Source organism: Legionella feeleii (genome assembly GCF_001467625.1).
Classification (GTDB): Bacteria; Pseudomonadota; Gammaproteobacteria; order Legionellales; family Legionellaceae; genus Tatlockia; species Tatlockia feeleii.
On the sequence record NZ_LNYB01000006.1, the window covers coordinates 22042 to 44415 of the forward strand.

The following is a 22374-nucleotide window of genomic DNA, read 5'->3' on the forward strand; positions in this document are numbered from 1 at the left end:
GAGAGGCGTTATGAACATTGCCTGGCTTACAGACATTCATTTAAATTTTTTAGATAGCAAGGCTCGTCATCTATTCTATAAAACGCTTATTCATAGTCGTGCTGATCGAATTATTATTAGCGGTGATATTGCCGAAGCACCTACTGTTAGTAGTTTTTTGCTGGAGATGTGTGAGGCATACGCCAAACCCATTTATTTTGTTCTTGGAAATCACGATTATTATCATGGGCGTGTTGCTAACGTTCGAGCCCAAATGCAACAATTAACACATAAGCAACCATTGCTGGTTTGGTTGGCAACGGCTGGGCCAATTTTACTGGAAAAGAACATTTATCTCTTGGGACAAGATGGGTGGGCGGACGGGCGATTTGGCGATTATTACAGCAGCTCAATCATAATGAATGACAGCAGGATGATTGAGGATTTATTTCGGAAAAACTGCTTAGGTAAAACTGAGCTTTTAGAAAAGATGCACGAGTTGGCTGATAATGACGCGCGGCAATTAAATGAAAATCTCAGAGCGGCAATTAGCAAACATGCTGAGCGTATGATTGTTGTAACTCATGTGCCTCCTTTTCAAGAAAGCACCTTGCTTGGAGAAAAAAGGAATACTATTGATTTCCTGCCTTTTTATACCTCAAAAGCAACTGGTGAGGTATTAATCGCAATGGCCGAGGAATACCCCCGGCTTGATTTTTTGGTATTGTGTGGACATATCCATAGTGAAACCAACTATCAACCCCGCCACAATTTATTAGTTAAAACAGGCCATGCAGAATATTATAATCCTGGGATTCAAACTATTATGACATTGTAATCAAGTAGAAGGAGCTCTGCGCTTTAGAGTACGCAGAGCTTATAATGAGATTACTATTTACAGGTGAAAGAAACCGTAGAGAATAGCTGAGATAGCTATTAGTCCCAGAATAGTAATAAAGACATTCTGAAAGGGTTGTCGGTATTTTTTCATTGCCGGTACTTTAGCAATGGCATACATGGGCATTAAGAAAAGTATGATGGCAATGACTGGCCCACCAAGAGTCTCAATCATACCCAGGATACTTGGGTTTATAGTAGCAACGGCCCAGCAAGTGACGATGATGAATATTTCAATCAATCGATGTACCTTTTTGCTGCAAACACTGATGTGGCGCACGCGCAGTGATTTAACAATTAAACCATGTAATCCCTCACTCGCACCAAGATAGTGCCCCAGGAATGATTTGGCTATCGCAATAAACGCAATCATTGGAGCTATATAGGCAATAACTGGCGTATGAAAATGGTTAGCCAAATAAGACAAAATAGAAATGTTTTGTTGTTTTGCTAAGGCTAAATCCTGTGGGGATAAACTGAAGACACAGCTAAATACAAAAAACATGACTGTAGTTACCATCATGATATGGCTATATTTCAGAATCCACGAACTCTTCTCATCAGCTTGTTCCCCATATCGTTGTTTTTGAGCAACAGCAAAAGAAGAAATAATAGGGGAGTGGTTAAAAGAAAATACCATAACTGGAATGATGAGCCATAGGGTCATCAGTGAACTATGCGATTCGCCATTGTGCACGATCGTGCTGCTGTGTTGCAGGATAGCATCGTTCCAGTGAGGAATTAGATAAATAGAGAGTAAAAGCAAAATACTCACAAAAGGATACACTAGCAAACTCATTGATTTTACAATCATTTGTTGTCCAAAGCGAACGATAGCCATCAAGGCTAAAATGAGAATAATTGCTAAAAGTGCGCGTGGCGGCGCGTTCATACCTAATTGATTAACGATAAAACTGGAAGTAGTGTTGGTAATAGCCACACTATACATGAGCAAAATTGGATAGATAGCAAAGAAATAAAGCAAGGTAAGCACTTGCCCCGCAGCACGACCAAAATGTTCATCAACCACTGTGGTGATATCAGTTTTTGCTGCGGAGCCAGAAAGTACAAAACGGCATAGGGCTTGGTGAGAAAAATAAGTCATTGGAAATGCAAGTAACGCCATGATGAGCAGCGGCCAGATACCATTTAATCCGGCATCGATGGGAAGAAAAAGGGTTCCGGCCCCAATTGCTGTGCCATAAAGACTTAGCATCCATACTGTATCTTGCTTTTGCCATGCCGAAAATCGGCTTTCTGTTTCTGGTATGACCACAGAGATGTCATTTAGAGACATAAAAACATCCTCGTCTATTGCTATGAATTAAAGTATTTCATGGCCCGGTTAAGTATCTTTCCAATATAATATGTGTTTTTTTTATACAAAAACACTATCATGTTATCTAAAGGTATTAGATAAATCAAGACGTAGAATTTTTCGTCATCTTGAGCGTAAGAGAAAATCACTCAGATGAAGTCTGTTGTTAAGCACAAAAAATGGAGAGTATACTCGCTTATATTTATTTTAAAGTTTTTGATCTAAGCTTTTAACAGAAGCTATATTTTTGTAATTATTGGCAAAAATATAAAGATTTCATTGTTGTAGTTATATTAAAGATTTATTGAAAGCACTTTCAAGAGATTCCCATGTTGATAAGAGATGAAACAATTCAGCTTCTGCAAAAGCAAAAATACATGCAGATCCCTTTTGCAATCAAACAGGATGTTTTGGAAGAGGCAGTTATTGCTTTTTTCAAATTTTTAGAGGAACCAGATTCAGTTAAAAATTATATTGATTTTACTATCGCCCCAATACATCGTAGAGGGGATGTAGGTTTTAAACATCGTGATCCGAATAATCATCGTTATAATGATAGCAAGGATTTTTTTCATTTCCACCCTGCCTTATTTAAACGTTATGAGGATTTTTTACAAACCCATCCCGCAGTTCTGGATTTTGTGAGGAAGGCGAAACCTATTTGGGAGCTGGTTTACAAAACAGTACATGATATCCTGCAGGTTTTTGAGAAGCAATTTCCCGGGATTGTGGATAAAGTTTTTGCTACGGATGATGTTCATATCCTACTGCGTTTCCTCCGCTATAATTGGCAAGAATCTGGAAAGTATCTGGCCAAACCCCATTTTGATGCGGGCTCTTTTACTTTGGCAATTGCAGAAAGCTCTCCTGGTCTAAGAATTGGTAGCTGTCCTGATGATTTGAAACTGGTAGAGCATAAAGATGACCATGCAGTATTTATGTTGGCAAGTAATTTCAGACAAGTTATGAATACCAATGAGTTTGCAGCAGGTTGGCATGATGTAGTTCAATTGGATGAAACACTGATCGGCAAACCTTATGCGCGATGGGCTATTGTCGCCTTTATTGAGGCTCATGGTGTCGAGGCTTTGCCACGCTCAGAAACGCATAAATGGTACATCAATGAGGAGGCACCACAATAAGTCCTATTCTGCTCCTATTTGTGCTTCTCTAAAAAGCATTTAATCCAGCATTAAAATGTCCTTGCCAAAACGCTCCAATTCCTTTTCAGACTTCAATTCAATAAAATTTGCATGCGGATATTTTGTTCTTAAGGTGTCTAAAAGTGAATGAACTCGCTTTTCATAACTCCACATGGATTTTAGCAATGACCAACTCGGGTTTTTTTGTCGACCAAGGACAGGGTCATCGATAATCTTTTGTTTATTAAAAAGATTTTTTAAAACCTGCCAATAACAGCGATGGCGGGGGAAATTAAAATATAAACAAATAGCATTCTGTTCTTCTGTTAACAGTTCCTCTTGCAGAGCTAAAAATTCTTGATAGTCTTTCTCAGTCCAACTAGCGAGTGAAAAAAATTTATCAAAATAATAAAGAGAAATACCCAATCGAGTTTTCAATGTTTTAGCAAAACTCGCTTTACCGCTGCCTGGCCGTCCAAGGAGCATAATACGATTAGGCAAATTGGTTTGGCGCTCTAATCCCATTAACTGGTATTCTTTCTTGAGCAGTCTAATGGTTGTGCGAACTTGAAAACCAAGTTTTTTATAGCAATGAATGGCTTTGTAATTGTCAGTTTCAGGGTCTACAATAATTTCAGTCGCTGAGGGGCAATATTGATTAATGAATTGAGTTAAGATCGGTATTGACCAACCTTGATCTAAAAAATTGGGGTCACCAATAAACATATCAACACCAACACAGGGCGAGCTCGTGATGTATTTCCAAAAGGGGTGTTTACTATTAATGATGTAGCGTTGTATGTAACCTACTTGTTGTCCATCAATCAGGATGATAAAACGCATCACAGCATCATTTTTCAAATAATGTTGTTTAACTTGTTTTTGCTTGCGATGGCCATCATCCCAAAACTCACGAATATGGGGCAATTGGAGCCAACCGTGTACAACCGGCACATCGCATGCTCTAAAGGGTTTAAATAATATCATTCTGCAAATCGCTAAGTTATCAAATGTTTGCGATTATAAACTGCCATTTATTTTAGCGATATTAATCTGCTCAATAAATTAAATGGACGCTAAAATTTATTGCAATGTATTTTTAAAGAAATACATTTTCAGACCAGAAGCAAATCGCTTGGGGCGGCTTAGAAGGACATGCTTGCCTGGTAAAGATTGTCCTCTTGTTGGCGGGCTTTTGAATTAGCGTCTTCTGAACTGATCGCTTCAACGAGCTGGCATCCGCTATTTACTCCACCAGTAAGAACACCAGCTGCAGTTTGCAGCAGGTTCCTGGATAAATAACCTGAATTGAAAATAGTTTCCATTGTTCTTGAGAGCAGAGTAATTATTGTAACGGCTGTATTGATAGTATTGATAATCAACGCACCAACTTCAAACACGAGGCCGCCAAGAACTCGTGGTATTGCTTTAGTGGGGTTACTAAAGATAGCTTCAAAAAATAACAACGCACCGACTATTATGCGTCCAACGCCCATAAAACATTTGAAAACATTAGCAAAAGGGTAAATAACAGCGGTAGCATGATAACCAACCGTATAATAGGGTTGAATTGCTGTATCATATTCAAGTCCGAGCAACTCGGTTGCCTTTGTTAGCTCCTTTTTGGCATTAAAATAAAAAAAAGATGCGTTGTAGTTGGCCATTTTGCTCCCTGCTCGATGAGTTTTTTGATAGATCCTATAAGTAAGGATATACAATACTACATGCTAGAATATTAGATAATTATATTAAAAGCGATGTTGCATCATTTTGTGGTGATGGTTCTATGGAAACTAATTTTAACTACGCCAGTAAGACGCCATATCCCGCTCGCAAAGAAGCAGCCAATTACCAGCCCGTACCCGACGGCTACTACCCGATTTTTACACAATTGTTGGCACGTCATGGCGCACGAGTCTTATCCGGTAATAAATACAATGAGCTTACACTGCAGATTTGGCAGCAGGCGAGAAGAGAAAAACTACTGACTAAACTTGGGGAGTTGCTGGCTCTGGATATCCAAGAGATAACCAAAGCAGCTTTAAGTGTAGGTTATGGCAATTTAAGTCAATTGGGTAAACTGGAGCAGGAAGCGTTAGGTAAGCGTTTGGTAACACGACAAGCACTACTATTTAGCCTGGCTCAAACTAAAAATCAGCGAATTGAGATAGCAACCTCAGGCAAGGCGCGCGCGGAAATGAGTGCTGATTATTTTATACAGGGCATGTTGACTGTTTCACCAGCTCTCCACACTTTATTCAATCCGTTGCAACAGGACAGCAAACAGTTATATTTTCATAAAACTGATAAAAACAGTGCTTATCAAAATTATATCCATAATGATCCAACACTCTTGGAAACCCTGGATAAGATTAAAAATCAACCCAAAAGCCATGAGGTTGCACATGCCGTTTTAGAGCGTCTGTATACAAAAAGCTTTGTTGATCGATTGGCAAAAACGCGGTATTCATTTCAAAGTAGAGAAACAGGAAAAATACGTCGTCCAAACGTAATCGATGCTGCCATAGCGCTTTATAATCTTTATTGTATTGCTCCTGCTATGCAAGAAGAAGGGGCATGGCATTTTGAACGCTATATTCATGATTCTGAAGCCCTTTGGCTTGCTTATCTTAAAGATGCCCAGGATTTTTATTGCAAAGGGCCTGGCTTTAAGAATCAAACAATGACTTATCAAATCGCCAAAACACTTCAAGATGATTTTTTTACTCAGGTGGATGAGGTGATTACGGGGAATAGCAATAAAGTTGCTAAATTGCGTTTTGCTCATGCTGAAACCATTATTCCCTGGGTTGCTCTCATGCAAATTCCAGGCTGTTGTCAGGCAGTTGAACCGGAAGAAATTTATACTTATGCAAATAATCCTTGGCGTGGTGAATTCGTATCACCTTTCTCGGCGAATATTCAGTGGGATGTTTATAAAAATGACAAAAATCACGTGATTATTCGTCAATTATATAATGAAAAAAAGATCGCCTTTAAAACGGATTGTCGTCCCATTGCACCTGGTAGTTTGTATTATGATTATCAGGCCTTGTTAAAATGTTACAGAAAATAGTTAGCGTTAATTTGGCAATATAAAAACAGGGGGCTGATTTTATATTGAATGCACTTTAGCCAGACTCATTACGAGACTGCAATAATTCCTGTATTTGTTTAGGGAGAATGGATTGTGCTTTTTTAGTCAGCAAGGCTTCATGTTTTTGCCATAAAGTACCTAAGTAAATGATGACTAAGCCAATTAAAGTAAGGGCCGTTGGGAAGAGAACGCTGTCTTTAAAGACTTGTGAGGCCAGATGACCCAGGTAGAAACTGCAGCCTATGGCACCAAAGATAACGAAAACTTTTCTTACTAAAATAACACCTATACCAATCATGATGAGATTGATGCATAAATAGATGAACTTGGTGAATTCGCTATCAGAGCTTTGGCAGGTCATTCCCCCCCAAAAAGCCATAACTCCAAAAATATATAGCCAGAATGCATAGTCGGCAGAATAGCGTGATTCCAAATCGACCCAAAATGCGATGAGAATAGTGAAGAGTCCAAAATACATTGAGACATTTGCGCTGAGGGTAAAACTGGCATTCTCACCTGCAATCATGGCTGCGAGATCCATGGACATATACCAAAGTGTTACCGCTATTGGCATAACCATAAAAGGATAACGGTATATCCAGGCTAAAATAATACCTACCATGAGAGTGCCTAACTCCATAAAAATCCAATGCCATTTAATGTAACTATGATAAGCGCGATAAACGGTATCATCGGGCCACCAACCCATCCCTATTTGCAAGCCATAAATGGCTAATGGTGTCAGACAAACCACAAATGTAGCGCAAATGCCAGCTGGAATACGGTAACCTTTCGTTTCGAAGAAAGAAGACAGATATAATCCGGCTATAGCATAGAGTAAGGAGAGATAAAAAATTCCCCAACCGCCAAAGGTTTCCCAACCCAAGTTCATAAATAAAGTCATTGCTCCGATAGCAATTAGACCACCCAGATAATACAAAACATTCGTGAAATTAAAACTTGGATTCTGTTCAGGCTGATTTTTGATAAAATCTAATAAGGCATCAGCTTGTTTATTATTAATTATTTTTGCTTCGACAGCTTTGTTCAAAACAGCACGTGAAATTTTCATTGCTTTCCCCAACTCAGGTTTTTAACTGGACTCGGGTTGTTTTGCCTTTCCTAAAGTATAGTTCAGTGAATGTATAATTGGCATAGTCAATTATAGCGGGAGTTAAATGTGGCTCTATTCTTGGTGTATGAAATGTTATAATAGGGGATTCATTAGACTTCCATTCAATTTTTCATAAAGTTAACTGGTACTTGTGGGAATGGTTTTCAATAGTTGATAGGTATCTGACAAAGATGATTAAGCAAGAAAAAAAATTTCCTCGATTATTATCCCTGGACGTATTTCGTGGAATTACCATTGCCTTAATGATTGTGGTTAATTGTCCTGGCAATGACAGCACGTATAACTGGCTTGAGCATTCTGCTTGGGATGGTTGTACCTTGGCAGATCTGGTTTTTCCTTTTTTCGTGTTTATTGTTGGTGTTGCCTCCGTATTTAGTTTATCCAAATCACGTGCACAGGGCGCTTCTTTACAGCAATTACTGCCTAAAATTATTAAGCGGACTATTCTGATTTTTTTAATTGGCTTGTTTCTTAATGCGTTTCCTTATCATTTTGATTTTGCCACAATTCGAGTATTTGGTGTTCTACAGCGTATTGCCATTTGTTATTTCTTGTCTGCATTTTTATTTTTAACTACACAGCCGCGAACGCAACTGATTATAACGCTTATCTTATTGTTGGGTTATTGGTTGTTCATGGCTTTTTGGCCGGTACCTGGTTATGGGGCTAATAATTTGACTCCACAAGCTAATCTTGCCGCTTATGTGGATCGCTTGCTTTTTTCTTCAGCTCATTTATATGGCAAGGTCTATGATCCGGAAGGCTTGTTCAGTACTGTACCTGCGATTGCTACTGTCTTATTAGGTAATCTTACCGGTATAGGATTATTAACTACTGCCAGTCAGCATAAAAAATTGGTCGGGATGAGTATAGCTGGTATCAGCGCGTTACTCATTGGTTGGTTATGGGGATTATGGTTTCCAGTTAATAAGGCTCTTTGGACTAGTTCCTACGTTTTATGGACAGGCGGTCTGGCGCTATTGGTCTTGGCGTTTTGTTACTGGACAATTGATATTAAAGGATGGAAAAGATGGTGCAAACCCCTTGAAATTTTTGGTGTCAATGCAATGGCAGCCTATATTCTCCATATATTTTTCTTAAAAATACAACTCATGATCACACTTGCTAATCGAGACGGTTCTCCTGGAAATTTACGTTCTTTTATAAGCGAACATCTATTTTCTTGGGCATCTCCTGCTGATGCTTCCCTGTTATATGCCTTAAGTTATACTTTTTTCTGGTTAGTGATTCTTACTATTCTTTACCGTAAGAAAATATATATTCGAATCTAGTCTATTAGTTTTAGTCTAGTCGGTCGATAATTTACTGATTAGCGCATCCTGTGACATAGCTAAGGTGAGTGTTGCCAGGCAAGCAGTAGATTCATAGCGATCTAAATAGCGAGTGCTTGGGCTCTGGACTGGCTATTTTCTGGTCTATCTTGCAGTTCGATGGCGTTACCATCAACAAATAATGAGAACAAAGTTATACCGGTGCGTATAATCAAAGAAACACTTGTTGCTAAAGTATCCATAACAGCGCTGGCCATAAAATAAAGAGTACTACTTAAGCTTAGAAGGGATTGCGATAAATAATCAGGGGACTCTACCGGACAAGGCAACAGCATAGTTAGAGAAAAAAAAGTCAAGAAAACTAATACATAGAAAAAATCGAGGATGGCTTGAAGGAGACAGGTCCAAAATTTTATTGGTAAGGAGCCAAGTTCTTGACCGAAATCGGAAAATGATTGATAAGGCTTAAAAAAAATGAAGTCTTGATTTATTTCATAGCCTAATTCTTTATAATATTTTTCTTTGTTTTTTTTGAAATTCTCGATTTTTTTATTTAAAAAATTACTCATAAATGCCGTCGAATCATTCAAAATTTAGGCACGTAATTATAATGACTATCTATAGCAATGACAATATTGTTGATTAAACTACCATTTCCATTTTTTACATATTCGGTCTAATTTTTTTAGGTAAAACCTATAATAAATAATATCTTTTTTTTTTCTAAGTTAAGTTTTTATGAAAAATTGCGTTATATTAGAATGCAATTTTCAATAAAATAATTCATTATTTTAGCCTACGCCTCTAGGATAAAGGCAAGAGAGTAATCCTATGAAGAATGTTTTCCAAAAGAGTAACATGCACTATTCCCTGGATAATGAACTGGCATTGGCTATTGCTCTTGCAAGAAAAGCTGGGCAAGTCGTACGAGACATCCGCACAAAGGGCTATAAGATTCAGGAAAAAGATAAGCAACAGGGGCCTGTCACGGAAGCAGATCAAGCAGCCAGCGATTTATTGTTGCAAGAAATTAGGCAAGTATTTCCTCATGACCTCCTTATTTCGGAAGAAGCTCCTTTACCCTCTGAAGCTAATCCAGTAAGTCGTATATGGTTTATCGATCCCATTGATGGAACGAAAGAATTCATTGCAAATAACGGGGATTGGGCAGTCATGATAGGTCTGGCTATTAATGGTAATTCTTGTTTGGGGGTAGTGTATCAACCTGATTTGGATCGCCTCTATTATGCTACAAAAGGAAATGGTGCTTTCTTAATAAAACCACAAGGAAGGAAACGCCTTAAAGTAAGTGCTACATCAGAGCCAACCCAGGCGGTTTTAATTCAGTCTCATAGTTCCCATAATAAAAAAACAGAACAGTTAATTACGCAATTGGGGATCAGCAAAATACTTAGACAAGGCTCGGTCGGGTTAAAGCTCGGAGTGATAGCTGAAGGGAGGGCGGATCTCTATTTTAATTTTTCAGGCTACTGCCATTTGTGGGATCTTTGTGCGCCTGAAATCATACTGCAAGAAGCAGGGGGAGGGGTTCTGCTCTCTTCAGGAAAAAGCATCCTTTACAATCTTGATGAAATCAAGATTAAAGAAAAATTTTTAGCTGCTAATAATGAGTTATTAATACCATTATCGCAATTTATAAAATAATTTCATCTTTCTGAAGTCTAGCTTGTTTATCTTTCCTGGTTACGCTCGACAGAATGATGCTTGGTTTCCATATAGACGGTGGTAGCGACCAGGCCTTTCTCATTCTCCAATTCAACAAAACGTACTCTGTCTCCCACTTCCAGTTTTTCAAAATCGTAATCTATTACGCTGTGACTGGTGAAACGGATCTGGCGCCCATCTGGTGTTTCTATATAGCCATAGTCAGCAGGTGGAGCGATTTCATTAACTCGTCCGTAACATACAGGTTCATGATGTTTAATTTCACCACGCTGTTTACTGATATGGCTTTGTAATTGTCTTTTGACAGCATTAAAAGCGTCTCGAATTGCTACATAGACATCTTCGTGAGCATGATTTTGCATGGGTTCTCGGCTAGCTACAAGTTCGGCATTGGGTACGCTAAGGTCAATACGAACATGATAAAGCCTGCCTTTGTGATGATGGCGGTGAGGTGCCTCAATAGTCACACTACAACTTATGATGTGATCAAAATAGCGTTCTAGTTTTTCGGCGAGTTGGTTAATTTTATTTTCAACAGCGGAAGATGGACCCATATTGCGAAATATTACACGAACAGGAAATTTCATTACATAACCCTCCTGTATGATTGAGACAAATTACAAGTGTGTCTAATTCTAAATGATAGTCAAGAAAACTTATCTTTGCCAACGAAACTAGATGTCCATTTTCTAATAAAAAATAAATAGAGTAATTGGTGGCAGTTTTTTTGCCTACTTTATTTACTTGAAATGAGAATCTATAATGCGAGAGTTAGCGAGATAGTTTATCGTAAAATAAAATAGGGAAATGAAAATGCGAGAACCCGTTAAAGTGCGTTTTGCAACCCCACAAGATATTGATTTTATTTATGATTCCTTAGTTGAATTAGTAAAGGAATCTCGCTTAGAGAAGCGATTTTCGCAAACAAAAAATTCTCTATTTCGAATGATTTTTTTAAATGATTCTGCTGTTGAGGTTTTAATTGGTCAAGCTGGAAATAATCCCGTTGGATTAGCCTTATTTTCAATGACTAACCGTAATTTTATGTTGTTCAATGGCCCGGGCATTTATTTACATGATTTATTTGTAAATGAGCGCTATAGAAGAATGGGTATTGCTACTGCTTTGATTAACCAATTAAAGAAAATTGCAAGGGAAAGACAATGCTCTCGTATTGATTGGGTATTATTAACTGACAACAAAGAAGGGAAGGAGTTCTATAAAAGCCTGCAATGTGCCGAACCAGTAGAATATATTCAATACATGAGAATTAATCATGATGAGTTAGGTTTATTATGAGTTGACGGAACTCATTACCAGAGGCTGGCTCGCGCTTCACTGCTCATTTACTCGGCTGCGATGCTCGTAAATCAACGCTTTTCGACACAAATTAGCGAAAGAAACAGATCCTGGGCAGGTTAATATTTTATTGATTTCCGTATCTCAATAATTGAGCTGCCATCCCAGATATAATCATAATGTCCTGCCTGCACGGGAATGGTTAAGGCTGGTGGCCTAAAGATTGCCAGACATTTTGCATTATCAGCTCTTACGCTAGGGTAGATTAAACCCCATTCATTGCGTTGTTTTATTTCACGGCCTAACTCCTGGCTTTTTCCGTAGGAATTCATATCTGCTACTAAATAGTCCTGATAGCGATTGTGGCAGAGATCGACCAGGCTTTTAGTCACGTGGGCAGTGTATTCTCTCATTTGGACTATACACGGTGGTTCCTTTGATGCGGCTAAAAAAACTTCGCGATGAAATTTAGTTTCAGCAATCGCTGTTCTGGTTGAGTCGCCAGCGTAATAAATGCCATAAGAGGTGCCATCACTGAAGCGCGAAATGCCGAAATGGGTAAAAGCGGCCATTAGTGGAGTAGATCCTGGCCCACCGACCCAATCTTCTTTGGCTACCAGTGAAATATAACCGTATTCTGTTGTTAAACGATCATTAGTAAGCCCTTCCAGACAGGCAATCTGCTCCAACTCTTCTGGCGATTCGGCCCAATCGAAAAAGCTTACTGGTGGATACCTGGATGGGACAAGGCGATGTGTTTTATCCTTAAAATCAATATAGTTAAACATTCCTTATTAATACCCTCGCCAAAAATCTAAAAATCTACGTACCTCTGCAAGTCTCATGAGACTTCCTTCCATCATATAACTTTTTGGAGTGATGCCATTAAAAGGAGGTAAGGTATTTTCTCTATTAATCCAGGATAAAGCTTGGCTACTGTCGATAAATAAGATTCGCAGATCTTTGTAAATCCCTAATAGTAAAGAAATACGTTCTTTTTCATCGCGACTTAGGTTCCCATTATAGCTTTTGATTCCTTTATAGTAAGAAGAGGCAGGCATATCGCCCATCAATTTCAGTGCTTCTTCTTTATTAAAATTAAACCGTTCTACCAGATTTTTAAGGGCTTTCCATATGACTTCATTAGGTACTGCTAATGACACTTGCGCTGAAGTTTTCATAAGAACCTTTCCTTTAAATATACTTTATTATTGTCTATTTTTAGATTTTTGTCTAATTTTAGATTAGCAATTTTTGTTGATTACTGAAATGGCAAACTGTATTTCCCATTTTCCATTGGTCTAATTTTTTTTATTTGTGCCGTTAATTAAAGCATGTAACAATGATTGAAAATTCTACGAGCAAAGGACAAGCTTATGAAACAATATATCTGGTTTCATCCTCTTTATATCTCAGGGACTGCCAAAGCGACAGTGGAAGGGCAGATGCGCAATGCAGAAAAACATGGTTATATTGTTTTAAAAGAAAAAGAATTAAATAAGGTTAGTGCACGAGATCATTTATCGATTGTTGGTCATTCATTTCCTCCAAAGTCAGAGGTGGAAGCCGATATAGACGCTACGTTGTTACAGGTTAGACCCCCAGAGGAGATGGAGGCCGAGTTAGCAGAAGACATCGGTCAACGGGAGGACACGGGTTTTTATATTCAAGGAGAAACAGCCGAGAAATGTATAAAAAGATTACAGAAAGCAGGGCTTAAAAAAGGACCGCAAATATTATCACTGGAGTGCTGCATAGCGGCCGCAGCGAATGGTATTGCCGAACAACTGTCGAGTCATCGATTCTTTATAAATACGATTATTGAAGCTAATACAAGCGGAATTGGCCGAAATCCTGGCAATCTTTCTTGGTCTATGGCTGAAGACTGCTTTGGCCGAGTTGTATTGCAGGATAGTAAAAATCCTTGGATTTTTTTGCTCGGAGGTACTCTGGTTGCAAAGCGTTCCCATGGGACTTACCAGATTAGCGAGGTAATAAAAACAATATTGCAGCAAGATTTCCACAGTCGCTTTTTTAGCTATTATAGGCCAGGTCTAAGGGGGGGGCGTGTGGGACGATACTGTGAGAATACTGGTCAGCGAATAACCCGTGAAAAAGCAGTTGCTTTAGCCGTGGAACAACCAGGTTCGGCGACTGATATAGCTTTACAAGAAATGGATAAAGAAGAGGGGAATAAAGTTCTATATCGTTAGACTAGCATGCATTTCCCTCATTTAAATTACTTTAACCGAATAACGAATTTTTAACGATATTGATAATTATTAATTATTAATATCGCAATACCTATCTCTAATATCATGCCGAAAAAAATATATTAATAATTCATTAATTTTACCTGTGTATAATTCAAAATTTTTACATTTTATTTAATTTTTATATATAAATTAACCTTAAATATTTAGGGTGAAAATGCATAAAAATTATGAATTTGAATGGGGGATTTATGGGGCTTTCAACCAATTTAAGATTAGGTGAATGGGTAAAAAACAAAACACGATTACTAGTACCTTTTAGTACCAATACAGGTGATCAAAAAACTATTGAACAATCACTGTTATTAACTATGGTTCGCAAAAAACATCCCAAAATAATGCAAGAGCAAATAACAAGCTGGTCCCTTAGCCCCAATCCTGCTGATAATAGTGAGGATCATAGTAATAGACAAATATACTTTTATGATGGCTTTGGCAAAGAACATGTTGATACTTTGTTGAATTTTCACAATTGGTTAAAAGATGCCCGAGATAAAAAGGCTAGTGGTTATCATCGTGACGGTACTTACCGTACAGTTTTGCATGATATTGAAAATAATGCTAAAAACAGTGTTAAACATGGTGTAGGAAACTGTGATGAGTTAAGCGGTATAGCTTATCTTTTATTACTCGAATGTCCCTCAAAATACACAGGAAACCAAACTATTAGAATTGAAAAAATCAATATCACTTCGCCCGGTGATCATTGCTTTGTTGTAATTGGACGTAGAAAAAATTCTGATCTTAGGGATCCATCCACTTGGGGACCTGATGCCGTAATCTGTGATCCTTGGGGAAACGTTAATTTTTCGGTAAGGGAACAATTAAATAAGAATAAAAGCGATAGGCTAGCCATGTTTAACTATATTACTCATCATCTGGCAGCTCGGGATTCTGCTTTTAAAATCAGTCAAGACTATGCGGGAGGGGGACATTCTCAGCGTTGGGATAATAAGGGGCGAACTGATTTACGGCATCACCAAAATTACTCTAAAAAACAACAAAATATTCCTTTTTTTCATTCTGGAGGTTATAAATTCAGTGATGTTGACCCCATGGATATCGCAAAAGATGAAGGAGCAAATCTTGTTATCTAATTTGCCCAAATTATGAATGAGCAATCAATTTGGCGAGAACATAGGTTTTCTTGAATTGCTAATTCGTTAGATTAGTATTAGCAATTTGTTTTTGAAAATTGATTAGGTTAAAAATTGTGAGCTCAAAGGAGCAAAATCTGCTTAACAAGGATGTGCTAATTTAGAGATTTCGTGGACGAAAATAAACAATTAGTGATTCATGTATGGATAGTTTGCGCGTTGGGTCTATTTATTGATAGACCCTTTATCAAGTGCGTTATATTACCCTTCATCGCTTATGATAGGCTTCACACAGGATGCAGCTCCAGTTGGTGCAGTATTTGGTGCCATTATTGTCGGACGTTTGGCCGACATAATAGGCAGGAAAATCATGCGTATTCTAAATTATCGATGCATTCTTGGTGGGGGATTACAAGGCTCATCTTGAAAAAGAGTTATTGATGGCTGGCTGTTGAAATTTATGCTCAATTAAACTGAATTATTAGCTCAAAAGGGGGGCTTAAAAAAATAAGCCTGCCTTATAGTTCAACAATAGAAATATAATGGCAGGCCTATGAAGCGCTTTAATGAATTAGCTTAATATACTTACCATATTTTCGACAGCCTCTTCTTCAGCACTCTTTTTCTTTGCGGTCGCTTTTTCAGGAGTAGAAGAGAGAGTCGGTAATTTCACATGGGTATCTTCTCCCCTTAACTCTTCTACAGTCGCAGTAAATGTACTGGTACTGGTATCACGACCAAAGAAGCTGGCTGGAGTAGAGGATGGTTTAACTCTTTCCATAGAAGCCGTGAAGAAACGAATTTGTCCTTTGAGTAAATTCCTTACAATTTCCAGGGCTTGTTGAGCAAGCATAGTTGGTAATTGATCGTAAACTTCAACAAGACTTTCTTCCCTTTCCATAAAAATGCTGTATGTTGCTACGGGTGCGCTTTTATGCGTTTTAAATACAACATTAATGCTCAAAGTCCCATGATCATCTCCACGCACGGATGCTTTTGTTCTACTGGCAACTTCATGGATCATTCTGACAGGAAAATAAGCATAGCCTTCAGGTGTGGCGGTAACATCTTCTTTTAAAACATGCGACAAATGTTGCGGCGTTTCTTTCTTTTTGAAGGATTTTGCTTTCGATACTGGTTGAACTGTACCTACTACTTCAGTAAAACCAGGATCTTTAGGATTACTGGAGCTGTGATAAATATTGTGTTTATAACCACCATGTACTATGAAACTGCAAAAACCACGCGGATGTGAGTGTCTGGTTTCTGGTTCTAGGCGAGCACCTAAACTTTCATAAAGATCGCCTGGCCAAAAATTGAGTCGTAACTCTGCAGCGTCAGGAATGACCTTTAAAATTCGAGGATCTTTAATGGCACCAATGAGATCATTATTCAAACGTAAGAATCCGGATGGATTTCTGCTCACCGTTAAATGTTCTGCATACACTGGATTTTCTAAAACCTCTAAGATTGCAGTCATGAGAGTAATTTTAAATCCGACGTTGGTTAGTGCTCTATCTACGCTATCTAGTCTGCGTGCATCGACACAGGTCATTGCTAAACGATTTCTGTCTCTGTCATCCAAAAAGCTAAATAGTTTTCGCGATAGCTTATTAGTGCTTCCGCCATGAAAAATATCTTGAAATGTTTTTGGTTCGGTTTTGGGCTTGGTAGATACTATTGTAGTTATTACAGAGACATCTTCACTTGGGGTTACTTGGGGTGTTACTTTCAGTGTTGCTGGGGGTATACCTGGCGTAGCGACTACTTTGTCCTGCTCAACAAGTGAACGTACGCTATCTTCTGTTAACATAATTATCTGCCCTCAAATAAATAAATAAATTTGATTAATCCCTCCTCTTTTTTCCCTTTGATTGCCTGGTAAATTGGCAAGAGCTCAAATGTTAACCACAAATTATTAAGGAAATATTAATATTTTTTAAACATTATTAAAAACTTTTGAACAATTAATTGGTCATTTAGATAGATGACTTAACTGGGAGCAAATGAATAAATTTGAAAAATTTACACTAATCAAGAGTAGGGTAATTTCTTGCCTGATCATGAAAAACTATGGTTTGTGACTTAGGTTTGTAGTTGCAGAATGAGTATATTACTCAAGTAATCTTACCTTTGGAGCTATTTCGATACAGAAATATTTTCGGGCTCATTGGGTATCATCTAATCAAATCAATTTTATCGTGGGCGATGGATTGTCTTCATAATAAGTGTTTTCTTTAAAAATGATCTTTTTTCCTGAAATCGCCGAAATGCGATTACCAGGTAAAATAAAACCTATCACATTGAGCGGATCGACGGCTGAAATGGTAATTATTTCTTTATAGGGTTCCTTATTTTTAGTTGCCCGTAAAGAATCTACGGCATAAGGTAAAGCGAATTGTTCACCTAAAAAACCACTCACAAAACGCCCCCCACGAATTTCCCCGCGTGCTTCCAGGCGACGAAAAGTGATTAACAATTCCCGCCAACGTGGAATTATTTTTTCTCTGGCTAAAAGATCACGAAAAACAACACCATATCGTTTGAGTAATAACCAACAAATCGCTTCAATTTGTGCGGTAGAATCTTGTTGGGTATGAGTTTTCAATAAAGACCATCTACCCGTACTGTATTGATGGCGAAGGGGGTGACGTCTTTTTTTGTTTAAGCGACGACGAGGATCAATTAACGAGCGTAAATTATCGAAACCATCAGCAGTTGTTAAACCGGCAGTAACCAATTCCCAGAGACCCATCTCTATCTCTGATTTAAGATGCTTTACTCCCAGAGCAATATCAGTAAAAAAGGAAGCCCCGTTTTTTTGTAAATAACTATAGATGCTTTTTGCAATATGACTTAAAGCGGGTAAATCTTCTTCATGAGTGAAAGGTTGCACTTCCGGCATCCATTCTGCTGTATCTCGCACGAAGAAAGTAATTGGAGCAACACTTGTTGGAATCACTCGTTTATTTTCTAATACTGTCTCATTCTTTAAAGAGGAAAGTCGTCCCCAACCAATAATCCCCATGAGGCAAAGTCTATCGAGCATCGCGGGATCATAATTGTTAACTCTTTTGGCTAAAATTTCTGGTTCCCAGGCTTTTGCAGGAATTTCAAATCCTTGTAACTGGCTGATTATCTCCAGCAGGCCGTGTTCATCTCTTAATTGAGTGCCTGGGGCTAGATGATGCCAAGCTAATAGCCATTGCACAAATTTCATCGCGCTGACAGGTTCGATTTCTTTACGTAATTGTCCTAAGGTTAGTTGATGAATCCGGGCAAGCAGGCGCCGCTCGCACCACTCCAGCTGGTTATCTTCTTTAAAGGTGCCTCGCAAAATTAGGCCGCTTGCCTCTAATCGGAGTAAGGCATGCTCTATAGAGGATAAATCCAGATTTAATAACTGACTTAATTCTTGACTGGTTGTTGGGCCTAGGGAGAACATCCAACCACGGATTAATTCAACGATACCTTCCTCTTGAGATAATGGCTTTTCTTCAATGGCTTTTAAGGAATGATGAATAATTGCGTGTGGGTAAATAGTCGAAAAAGTTTTGGCTTTTTCTATAGCAAACCAGAAAAGTTTATCACCTACCATGGCTGTAGCAGCTCGTCCTGCCGCAATGAGTTCAGTTAGGAAATTTTGCCATAGTAAACGAGTCGTTTCTTGTTTGAAATACAGAGCGGGAAATGCAATAAAGGTTTGTAGGGCATCTTGAAGTTCATCAGCATTCCTGATATCAGGCCAAATTTGCTGTTGAACCTCCTCAATAATGTTTAAATCCAGTTTACCTATTTCTTGTATAATCGAGCCAGGTAAGATGCGTCGCATGGCAACTGCACGTGCCCGTCTCTCTTCCAAGGGCGCATCATCCAAAAAGGCATAAGGATTCGCATTTAATATTTCGTGGGCAAATTGTGATGGGCTTGGAGTATCCACAGCAAGATACTGGATCTCCCCCTTTTTTATTTTCTTTAAAATATCAATTAAACCATCCAGATCGAGTGCCTCTGTTAGCGAATCTTTCAATGCTTCGTTAATCAGAGGGTGGTCGGGTAATTCAATGTCGCGCCCACCGAGATTGTCTTGACAGGCTGCTGCATCTGGAAAAACGGCCGCAAGTAAATCATCGGACAGCATGCGGATAATATTGGGAGGTACCTTCTTTCCATTACGAAAACGTACCACCGCCAATGCTCGTGCTGCGTCCCAACGCCAACGGGTAGCAAATAGAGGGGATTGCAAAACAGCTTGAGTGAGTACTTTCGTAATGGTTTTCGGATTTAAAAAAGCAAAAACATCAGCTAAAGGAAAACTATGCTGTTCAGCCAGGGCAATATTAATACCGTCATCCGTTGCAGAAGCTTGCAGTTCAAAATTGAAAGAGCGGCAAAAACATTTTCTTAAAGCCAAGCCCCAGGCTTTATTAATACGAGCGCCGAAAGGAGCATGAATAATCAATTGCATGCCGCCCGATTCATCAAAAAATCGTTCAGCAATAACTTTATGTTGTGTAGGAACTGCTCCTAATACCGCTCTTCCTTGCAAAATATAGTCAATAATTTGTTCTGCTCCGGCGTTATCTACTCCACAATTTTCTTTTAACCAGGCGATTACGGGTTGCGTAAGCACCTGGCTTTTAGCTGTTTCAATGGGGGAACAAATACTTGATAATTTATCGCTGATGAGCTGACGTAAATTGGAAACACGTAATGATAGTTCAACAGTTCTTCCGGGTGCTTCGCCGCGCCAAAAAGGGACGGTTGGAGGTGCTCCATGAGCATCTTCTACCAATACACGACCTGTAGCACTTTCAATACGTCTGATTTTCCATGAAGTACTCCCTAGTAAGATGATATCTCCACGGTTGCTTTCTACTGCAAAATCCTCATCCAATGTACCGACCATCACACTGGTTGGTTCTGCGAACACAGTAAATAAACCAGTTTCAGGAATGGCCCCTCCGCTAGTGATTGCTGTCAAACGGCTGCCACGCCGGCCTTTAACTACGCCATTAACGCGATCCCGAAAGAGGTATGCACTATAACGACCGCGCGATCCTGCAATGCCTTCAGAGAGCATTTCAAGAATACTATTAAAAGTTTCGCGCGTTAAAGATTTATAAGGGAAAGCGTGTTTTACCATCGCAAATAAATCATTTTCCCGCCAGTCGTCGGTAGCGCAACTTGCAACAATTTGTTGCGCTAAAATATCGAGGGGTTCCTTAGGAATAACCAACTGATCAAGGTCGCCATCTTTGATAGCATTGACCAGCGCCGCACACTCTAATAACTCATCGCGCGTAGTGGCGAAAATTCGACCTTTCGAAATCGCACCATGCCAATGACCCGCACGCCCAACGCGTTGTAGCATGACCGCAATTGAGCGCGGAGAACCCAATTGGCATACCAAATCGACTGTACCAATATCAATTCCTAACTCCAAAGAAGCTGTGGCGACAAGCGCCTTTAGCTGTCCGTTTTTTAATTTGGTTTCAGCAGTTAGTCGTAATTTTCTAGACAGGCTTCCATGGTGGGCGGCAACTTGTTCTTGGCCTAGCCGCTCTGCCAGATGATGAGCAACTCGTTCGGCTACTCGGCGTGTATTGGCAAAAATCAAAGTGGAACGGTTTTGCTTGGCGAGTTCTGCAAGCCGATCATAAATTTCATCCCACATACTATTTGATGCCACCGCGCCTAATTCGCTGGATGGGACTTCCACAGCGAGCTCTAAATGCTTGGCATGTCCAATATTAACAACTTGCGGTAAAGCTCGTTGGTTACCTGTTAAAAAGTTTGCAACTAACTCAAGGGGTTTTTGTGTTGCTGAAAGGCCAATGCGTATGGGAGACTGATGAGTAATAGCCTCAAGTCGCTCTAGAGATAATGACAGGTGAGAGCCTCGTTTATCATCAGCCAGCGCATGGATCTCATCAACAATGACTGTTTTTACTGTCCGCAACAGTTCTCGACTTTTCTCGGTTGTTAATAAGATATAAAGGGACTCTGGGGTGGTAACTAAAATATGGGGTGGCTTTTTAGACATGGCCAGCCGTTCTTTAGGCGATGTATCACCGGTTCTTACCGCAACCTTTATTTCTGACATGGAAAAGTGTTCTGCTTTTGCAAGTTCCATAATGCCAGTAAGGGGATTCATCAGGTTTTTTTGGATGTCATTACCCAATGCTTTTAAAGGGGAGACATACAGTACTTCTGTTTCGTCACTAAGAATACCGTCGAGTGATTTTCTAACCAGTTGATCAATGCAGGCCAAAAAAGCAGCAAATGTTTTTCCTGAACCGGTAGGCGCTGAAATTAAGGTTGTCTTACCGGCAAGAATGTGAGGCCAGCCTTGACGCTGTGGTTCCGTTGGCTCCCCAATATTGGTGATGAACCAGTCTCTGACAAGTGAATGGGCCCAATCAAGAGTATGAGCAGATTTCATCGATATAACATTGCCAAAAGATAGAGTTAACTGCTTAAGTATACACTATATAAAATGATGCAATAATACCAACCCAGAAGTCTGGGTGGTATTTAAAAGATAACAATAATTCGTATTATTGCTCAGGTACTAGAACTTAAATTCTGATGCTAGTATAAGTGGTTTTATCAGAATGGATTGCCTTATACATTTTTTTGTTCATGCAAACTATCTTTTCAACACTGTTGGGTATAGGGATTAGGACAGAAGATTTTTTGACGGTTATATAGAGTTTACTGTTTTTTATTTTCCATTTTCCTACTAGTGCTTTTGCTGCGTTTTTGATATCAGTTTTATCAGCAATTTTTCCTATCAGCGTATGATCTTTATTAAAAATCAAAATATCTATATAAGATCTGCCTAGTAGTTTAACTTCCATACTTTCTTTTCTTTTCCCAATAATATTTTTTTCATAATATTTGTCCGTTTGAGGGTAACAATTATCAGAAGCAAAAATGGGAGAAATAAAGAGTAAAAAGCAGGCTGATATTAAATATTTAACCATCGATTCGCTCCATAAGTTAGTAAATTTTTTGCATTAAACAAAAGATTTTTTCCTATGTCAAATAAAACCATTTTAGTCATAAGAGTTATGCTCGAATCTGGTGTATGTGAAAAATAAATTAGGTGGCGTATCCTGTTGATTGTTCGCCAAGAACATAATCAACAAAAGGA

Annotated in this window: 19 protein-coding genes; 8 read left to right on the forward strand and 11 right to left on the reverse strand. The window is 38.9% G+C overall.

From position 1 onward, the window contains the following. Positions 1-10 precede the first annotated feature (10 nt). Complete coding sequence (locus tag Lfee_RS00580; protein ID WP_058443338.1) at positions 11-817, forward strand: metallophosphoesterase family protein; 807 nt, start codon at positions 11-13, stop codon at positions 815-817. Between the two features lie 57 nt (positions 818-874). Here Lfee_RS00580 and Lfee_RS00585 read toward each other — a convergent pair whose 3' ends face one another. Then, positions 875-2173 (reverse strand): serine/threonine transporter, encoded by a 1299-nt coding sequence (locus Lfee_RS00585; RefSeq protein ID WP_058443339.1) that lies wholly within the window; start codon positions 2171-2173, stop codon positions 875-877. 350 nt (positions 2174-2523) lie between these two features. On the opposite strand from Lfee_RS00585, the gene Lfee_RS00590 reads away from it, so the two are divergent. After that, positions 2524-3336, forward strand: a complete 813-nt coding sequence (locus tag Lfee_RS00590; RefSeq protein ID WP_058443340.1) for a hypothetical protein — start codon at positions 2524-2526, stop codon at positions 3334-3336. Positions 3337-3375: 39 nt separating this feature from the next. Here the strand turns inward: Lfee_RS00590 and Lfee_RS16575 are convergent, their stop codons facing one another. Beyond that, positions 3376-4323: a GNAT family N-acetyltransferase gene (locus Lfee_RS16575; protein WP_058443341.1), complete on the reverse strand. Its 948-nt coding sequence runs from the start codon at positions 4321-4323 to the stop codon at positions 3376-3378. A gap of 158 nt (positions 4324-4481) precedes the next feature. Beyond that, the gene (locus Lfee_RS00600; RefSeq protein WP_058443342.1) at positions 4482-5000 is read right to left on the reverse strand and encodes a hypothetical protein; all 519 of its coding nucleotides are present in this window, start codon (positions 4998-5000) and stop codon (positions 4482-4484) included. 122 nt (positions 5001-5122) lie between these two features. Between Lfee_RS00600 and Lfee_RS00605 the strand changes: the two genes are divergently transcribed. Beyond that, the gene (locus tag Lfee_RS00605) at positions 5123-6412 is read left to right on the forward strand and encodes a histidine-type phosphatase (RefSeq protein ID WP_058443343.1); all 1290 of its coding nucleotides are present in this window, start codon (positions 5123-5125) and stop codon (positions 6410-6412) included. A gap of 55 nt (positions 6413-6467) precedes the next feature. Here Lfee_RS00605 and Lfee_RS00610 read toward each other — a convergent pair whose 3' ends face one another. Beyond that, positions 6468-7505 carry a hypothetical protein gene (locus Lfee_RS00610; RefSeq protein ID WP_058443344.1) on the reverse strand — a complete coding sequence of 346 codons (1038 nt, stop codon included), beginning with the start codon at positions 7503-7505 and terminating at the stop codon, positions 6468-6470. Between the two features lie 233 nt (positions 7506-7738). Between Lfee_RS00610 and Lfee_RS00615 the strand changes: the two genes are divergently transcribed. Then, positions 7739-8860 carry an acyltransferase family protein gene (locus Lfee_RS00615; protein WP_058443345.1) on the forward strand — a complete coding sequence of 374 codons (1122 nt, stop codon included), beginning with the start codon at positions 7739-7741 and terminating at the stop codon, positions 8858-8860. Between the two features lie 101 nt (positions 8861-8961). Here Lfee_RS00615 and Lfee_RS00620 read toward each other — a convergent pair whose 3' ends face one another. After that, positions 8962-9429, reverse strand: a complete 468-nt coding sequence (locus Lfee_RS00620) for a hypothetical protein (RefSeq protein WP_058443346.1) — start codon at positions 9427-9429, stop codon at positions 8962-8964. Between the two features lie 262 nt (positions 9430-9691). Here Lfee_RS00620 and Lfee_RS00625 point away from each other — a divergent pair, with 262 nt between their 5' ends. Next, positions 9692-10525 (forward strand): 3'(2'),5'-bisphosphate nucleotidase CysQ family protein, encoded by an 834-nt coding sequence (locus tag Lfee_RS00625; protein ID WP_082646523.1) that lies wholly within the window; start codon positions 9692-9694, stop codon positions 10523-10525. Positions 10526-10551: 26 nt separating this feature from the next. Here Lfee_RS00625 and Lfee_RS00630 read toward each other — a convergent pair whose 3' ends face one another. After that, a complete protein-coding gene (locus Lfee_RS00630; RefSeq protein WP_058443348.1) occupies positions 10552-11133 on the reverse strand; it encodes an HPF/RaiA family ribosome-associated protein in 582 nt (193 codons plus the stop codon). A 226-nt stretch (positions 11134-11359) separates the two neighbouring features. Here Lfee_RS00630 and Lfee_RS00635 point away from each other — a divergent pair, with 226 nt between their 5' ends. Further along, positions 11360-11845: a GNAT family N-acetyltransferase gene (locus Lfee_RS00635; protein ID WP_058443349.1), complete on the forward strand. Its 486-nt coding sequence runs from the start codon at positions 11360-11362 to the stop codon at positions 11843-11845. 119 nt (positions 11846-11964) lie between these two features. Here Lfee_RS00635 and Lfee_RS00640 read toward each other — a convergent pair whose 3' ends face one another. Continuing rightward, the gene (locus Lfee_RS00640; protein WP_058443350.1) at positions 11965-12633 is read right to left on the reverse strand and encodes an RES family NAD+ phosphorylase; all 669 of its coding nucleotides are present in this window, start codon (positions 12631-12633) and stop codon (positions 11965-11967) included. A gap of 6 nt (positions 12634-12639) precedes the next feature. After that, on the reverse strand, positions 12640-13026 hold the full coding sequence (locus Lfee_RS00645; RefSeq protein WP_058443351.1) for an antitoxin Xre-like helix-turn-helix domain-containing protein: 387 nt from the start codon (positions 13024-13026) through the stop codon (positions 12640-12642). A gap of 195 nt (positions 13027-13221) precedes the next feature. Here Lfee_RS00645 and Lfee_RS00650 point away from each other — a divergent pair, with 195 nt between their 5' ends. Further along, positions 13222-14058 (forward strand): hypothetical protein, encoded by an 837-nt coding sequence (locus tag Lfee_RS00650; RefSeq protein WP_058443352.1) that lies wholly within the window; start codon positions 13222-13224, stop codon positions 14056-14058. Positions 14059-14309: 251 nt separating this feature from the next. After that, positions 14310-15215: a hypothetical protein gene (locus Lfee_RS00655; RefSeq protein ID WP_058443353.1), complete on the forward strand. Its 906-nt coding sequence runs from the start codon at positions 14310-14312 to the stop codon at positions 15213-15215. Between the two features lie 571 nt (positions 15216-15786). Here the strand turns inward: Lfee_RS00655 and Lfee_RS00660 are convergent. The 3 genes from Lfee_RS00660 to Lfee_RS00670 all read right to left on the reverse strand — a co-directional run bounded on the left by Lfee_RS00660 (position 15787) and on the right by Lfee_RS00670 (position 22204). Next, positions 15787-17028 carry a hypothetical protein gene (locus Lfee_RS00660; protein WP_058443354.1) on the reverse strand — a complete coding sequence of 414 codons (1242 nt, stop codon included), beginning with the start codon at positions 17026-17028 and terminating at the stop codon, positions 15787-15789. Between the two features lie 372 nt (positions 17029-17400). Then, a complete protein-coding gene (locus Lfee_RS00665) occupies positions 17401-21660 on the reverse strand; it encodes a DEAD/DEAH box helicase (protein ID WP_082646525.1) in 4260 nt (1419 codons plus the stop codon). 136 nt (positions 21661-21796) lie between these two features. Further along, positions 21797-22204 carry a hypothetical protein gene (locus Lfee_RS00670; RefSeq protein WP_058443356.1) on the reverse strand — a complete coding sequence of 136 codons (408 nt, stop codon included), beginning with the start codon at positions 22202-22204 and terminating at the stop codon, positions 21797-21799. Positions 22205-22374: the final 170 nt, after the last annotated feature.

Bases quoted from the DNA above. Each gene is read 5' to 3' on its own strand.
- Lfee_RS00615 (WP_058443345.1), top strand. From the start codon at position 7,739: ATGATTAAGCAAGAAAAAAAATTTCCTCGATTATTATCCCTGGACGTA.
- Lfee_RS00655 (WP_058443353.1), top strand. From the start codon at position 14,310: ATGGGGCTTTCAACCAATTTAAGATTAGGTGAATGGGTAAAAAACAAA.
- Lfee_RS00580 (WP_058443338.1), top strand. From the start codon at position 11: ATGAACATTGCCTGGCTTACAGACATTCATTTAAATTTTTTAGATAGC.
- Lfee_RS00640 (WP_058443350.1), bottom strand. From the start codon at position 12,633: ATGTTTAACTATATTGATTTTAAGGATAAAACACATCGCCTTGTCCCA.
- Lfee_RS16575 (WP_058443341.1), bottom strand. From the start codon at position 4,323: ATGATATTATTTAAACCCTTTAGAGCATGCGATGTGCCGGTTGTACAC.
- Lfee_RS00635 (WP_058443349.1), top strand. From the start codon at position 11,360: ATGCGAGAACCCGTTAAAGTGCGTTTTGCAACCCCACAAGATATTGAT.
- Lfee_RS00610 (WP_058443344.1), bottom strand. From the start codon at position 7,505: ATGAAAATTTCACGTGCTGTTTTGAACAAAGCTGTCGAAGCAAAAATA.
- Lfee_RS00645 (WP_058443351.1), bottom strand. From the start codon at position 13,026: ATGAAAACTTCAGCGCAAGTGTCATTAGCAGTACCTAATGAAGTCATA.
- Lfee_RS00670 (WP_058443356.1), bottom strand. From the start codon at position 22,204: ATGGTTAAATATTTAATATCAGCCTGCTTTTTACTCTTTATTTCTCCC.
- Lfee_RS00625 (WP_082646523.1), top strand. From the start codon at position 9,692: ATGAAGAATGTTTTCCAAAAGAGTAACATGCACTATTCCCTGGATAAT.
- Lfee_RS00650 (WP_058443352.1), top strand. From the start codon at position 13,222: ATGAAACAATATATCTGGTTTCATCCTCTTTATATCTCAGGGACTGCC.
- Lfee_RS00590 (WP_058443340.1), top strand. From the start codon at position 2,524: ATGTTGATAAGAGATGAAACAATTCAGCTTCTGCAAAAGCAAAAATAC.
- Lfee_RS00660 (WP_058443354.1), bottom strand. From the start codon at position 17,028: ATGTTAACAGAAGATAGCGTACGTTCACTTGTTGAGCAGGACAAAGTA.
- Lfee_RS00605 (WP_058443343.1), top strand. From the start codon at position 5,123: ATGGAAACTAATTTTAACTACGCCAGTAAGACGCCATATCCCGCTCGC.
- Lfee_RS00600 (WP_058443342.1), bottom strand. From the start codon at position 5,000: ATGGCCAACTACAACGCATCTTTTTTTTATTTTAATGCCAAAAAGGAG.
- Lfee_RS00665 (WP_082646525.1), bottom strand. From the start codon at position 21,660: ATGAAATCTGCTCATACTCTTGATTGGGCCCATTCACTTGTCAGAGAC.
- Lfee_RS00585 (WP_058443339.1), bottom strand. From the start codon at position 2,173: ATGTCTCTAAATGACATCTCTGTGGTCATACCAGAAACAGAAAGCCGA.
- Lfee_RS00630 (WP_058443348.1), bottom strand. From the start codon at position 11,133: ATGAAATTTCCTGTTCGTGTAATATTTCGCAATATGGGTCCATCTTCC.
- Lfee_RS00620 (WP_058443346.1), bottom strand. From the start codon at position 9,429: ATGAGTAATTTTTTAAATAAAAAAATCGAGAATTTCAAAAAAAACAAA.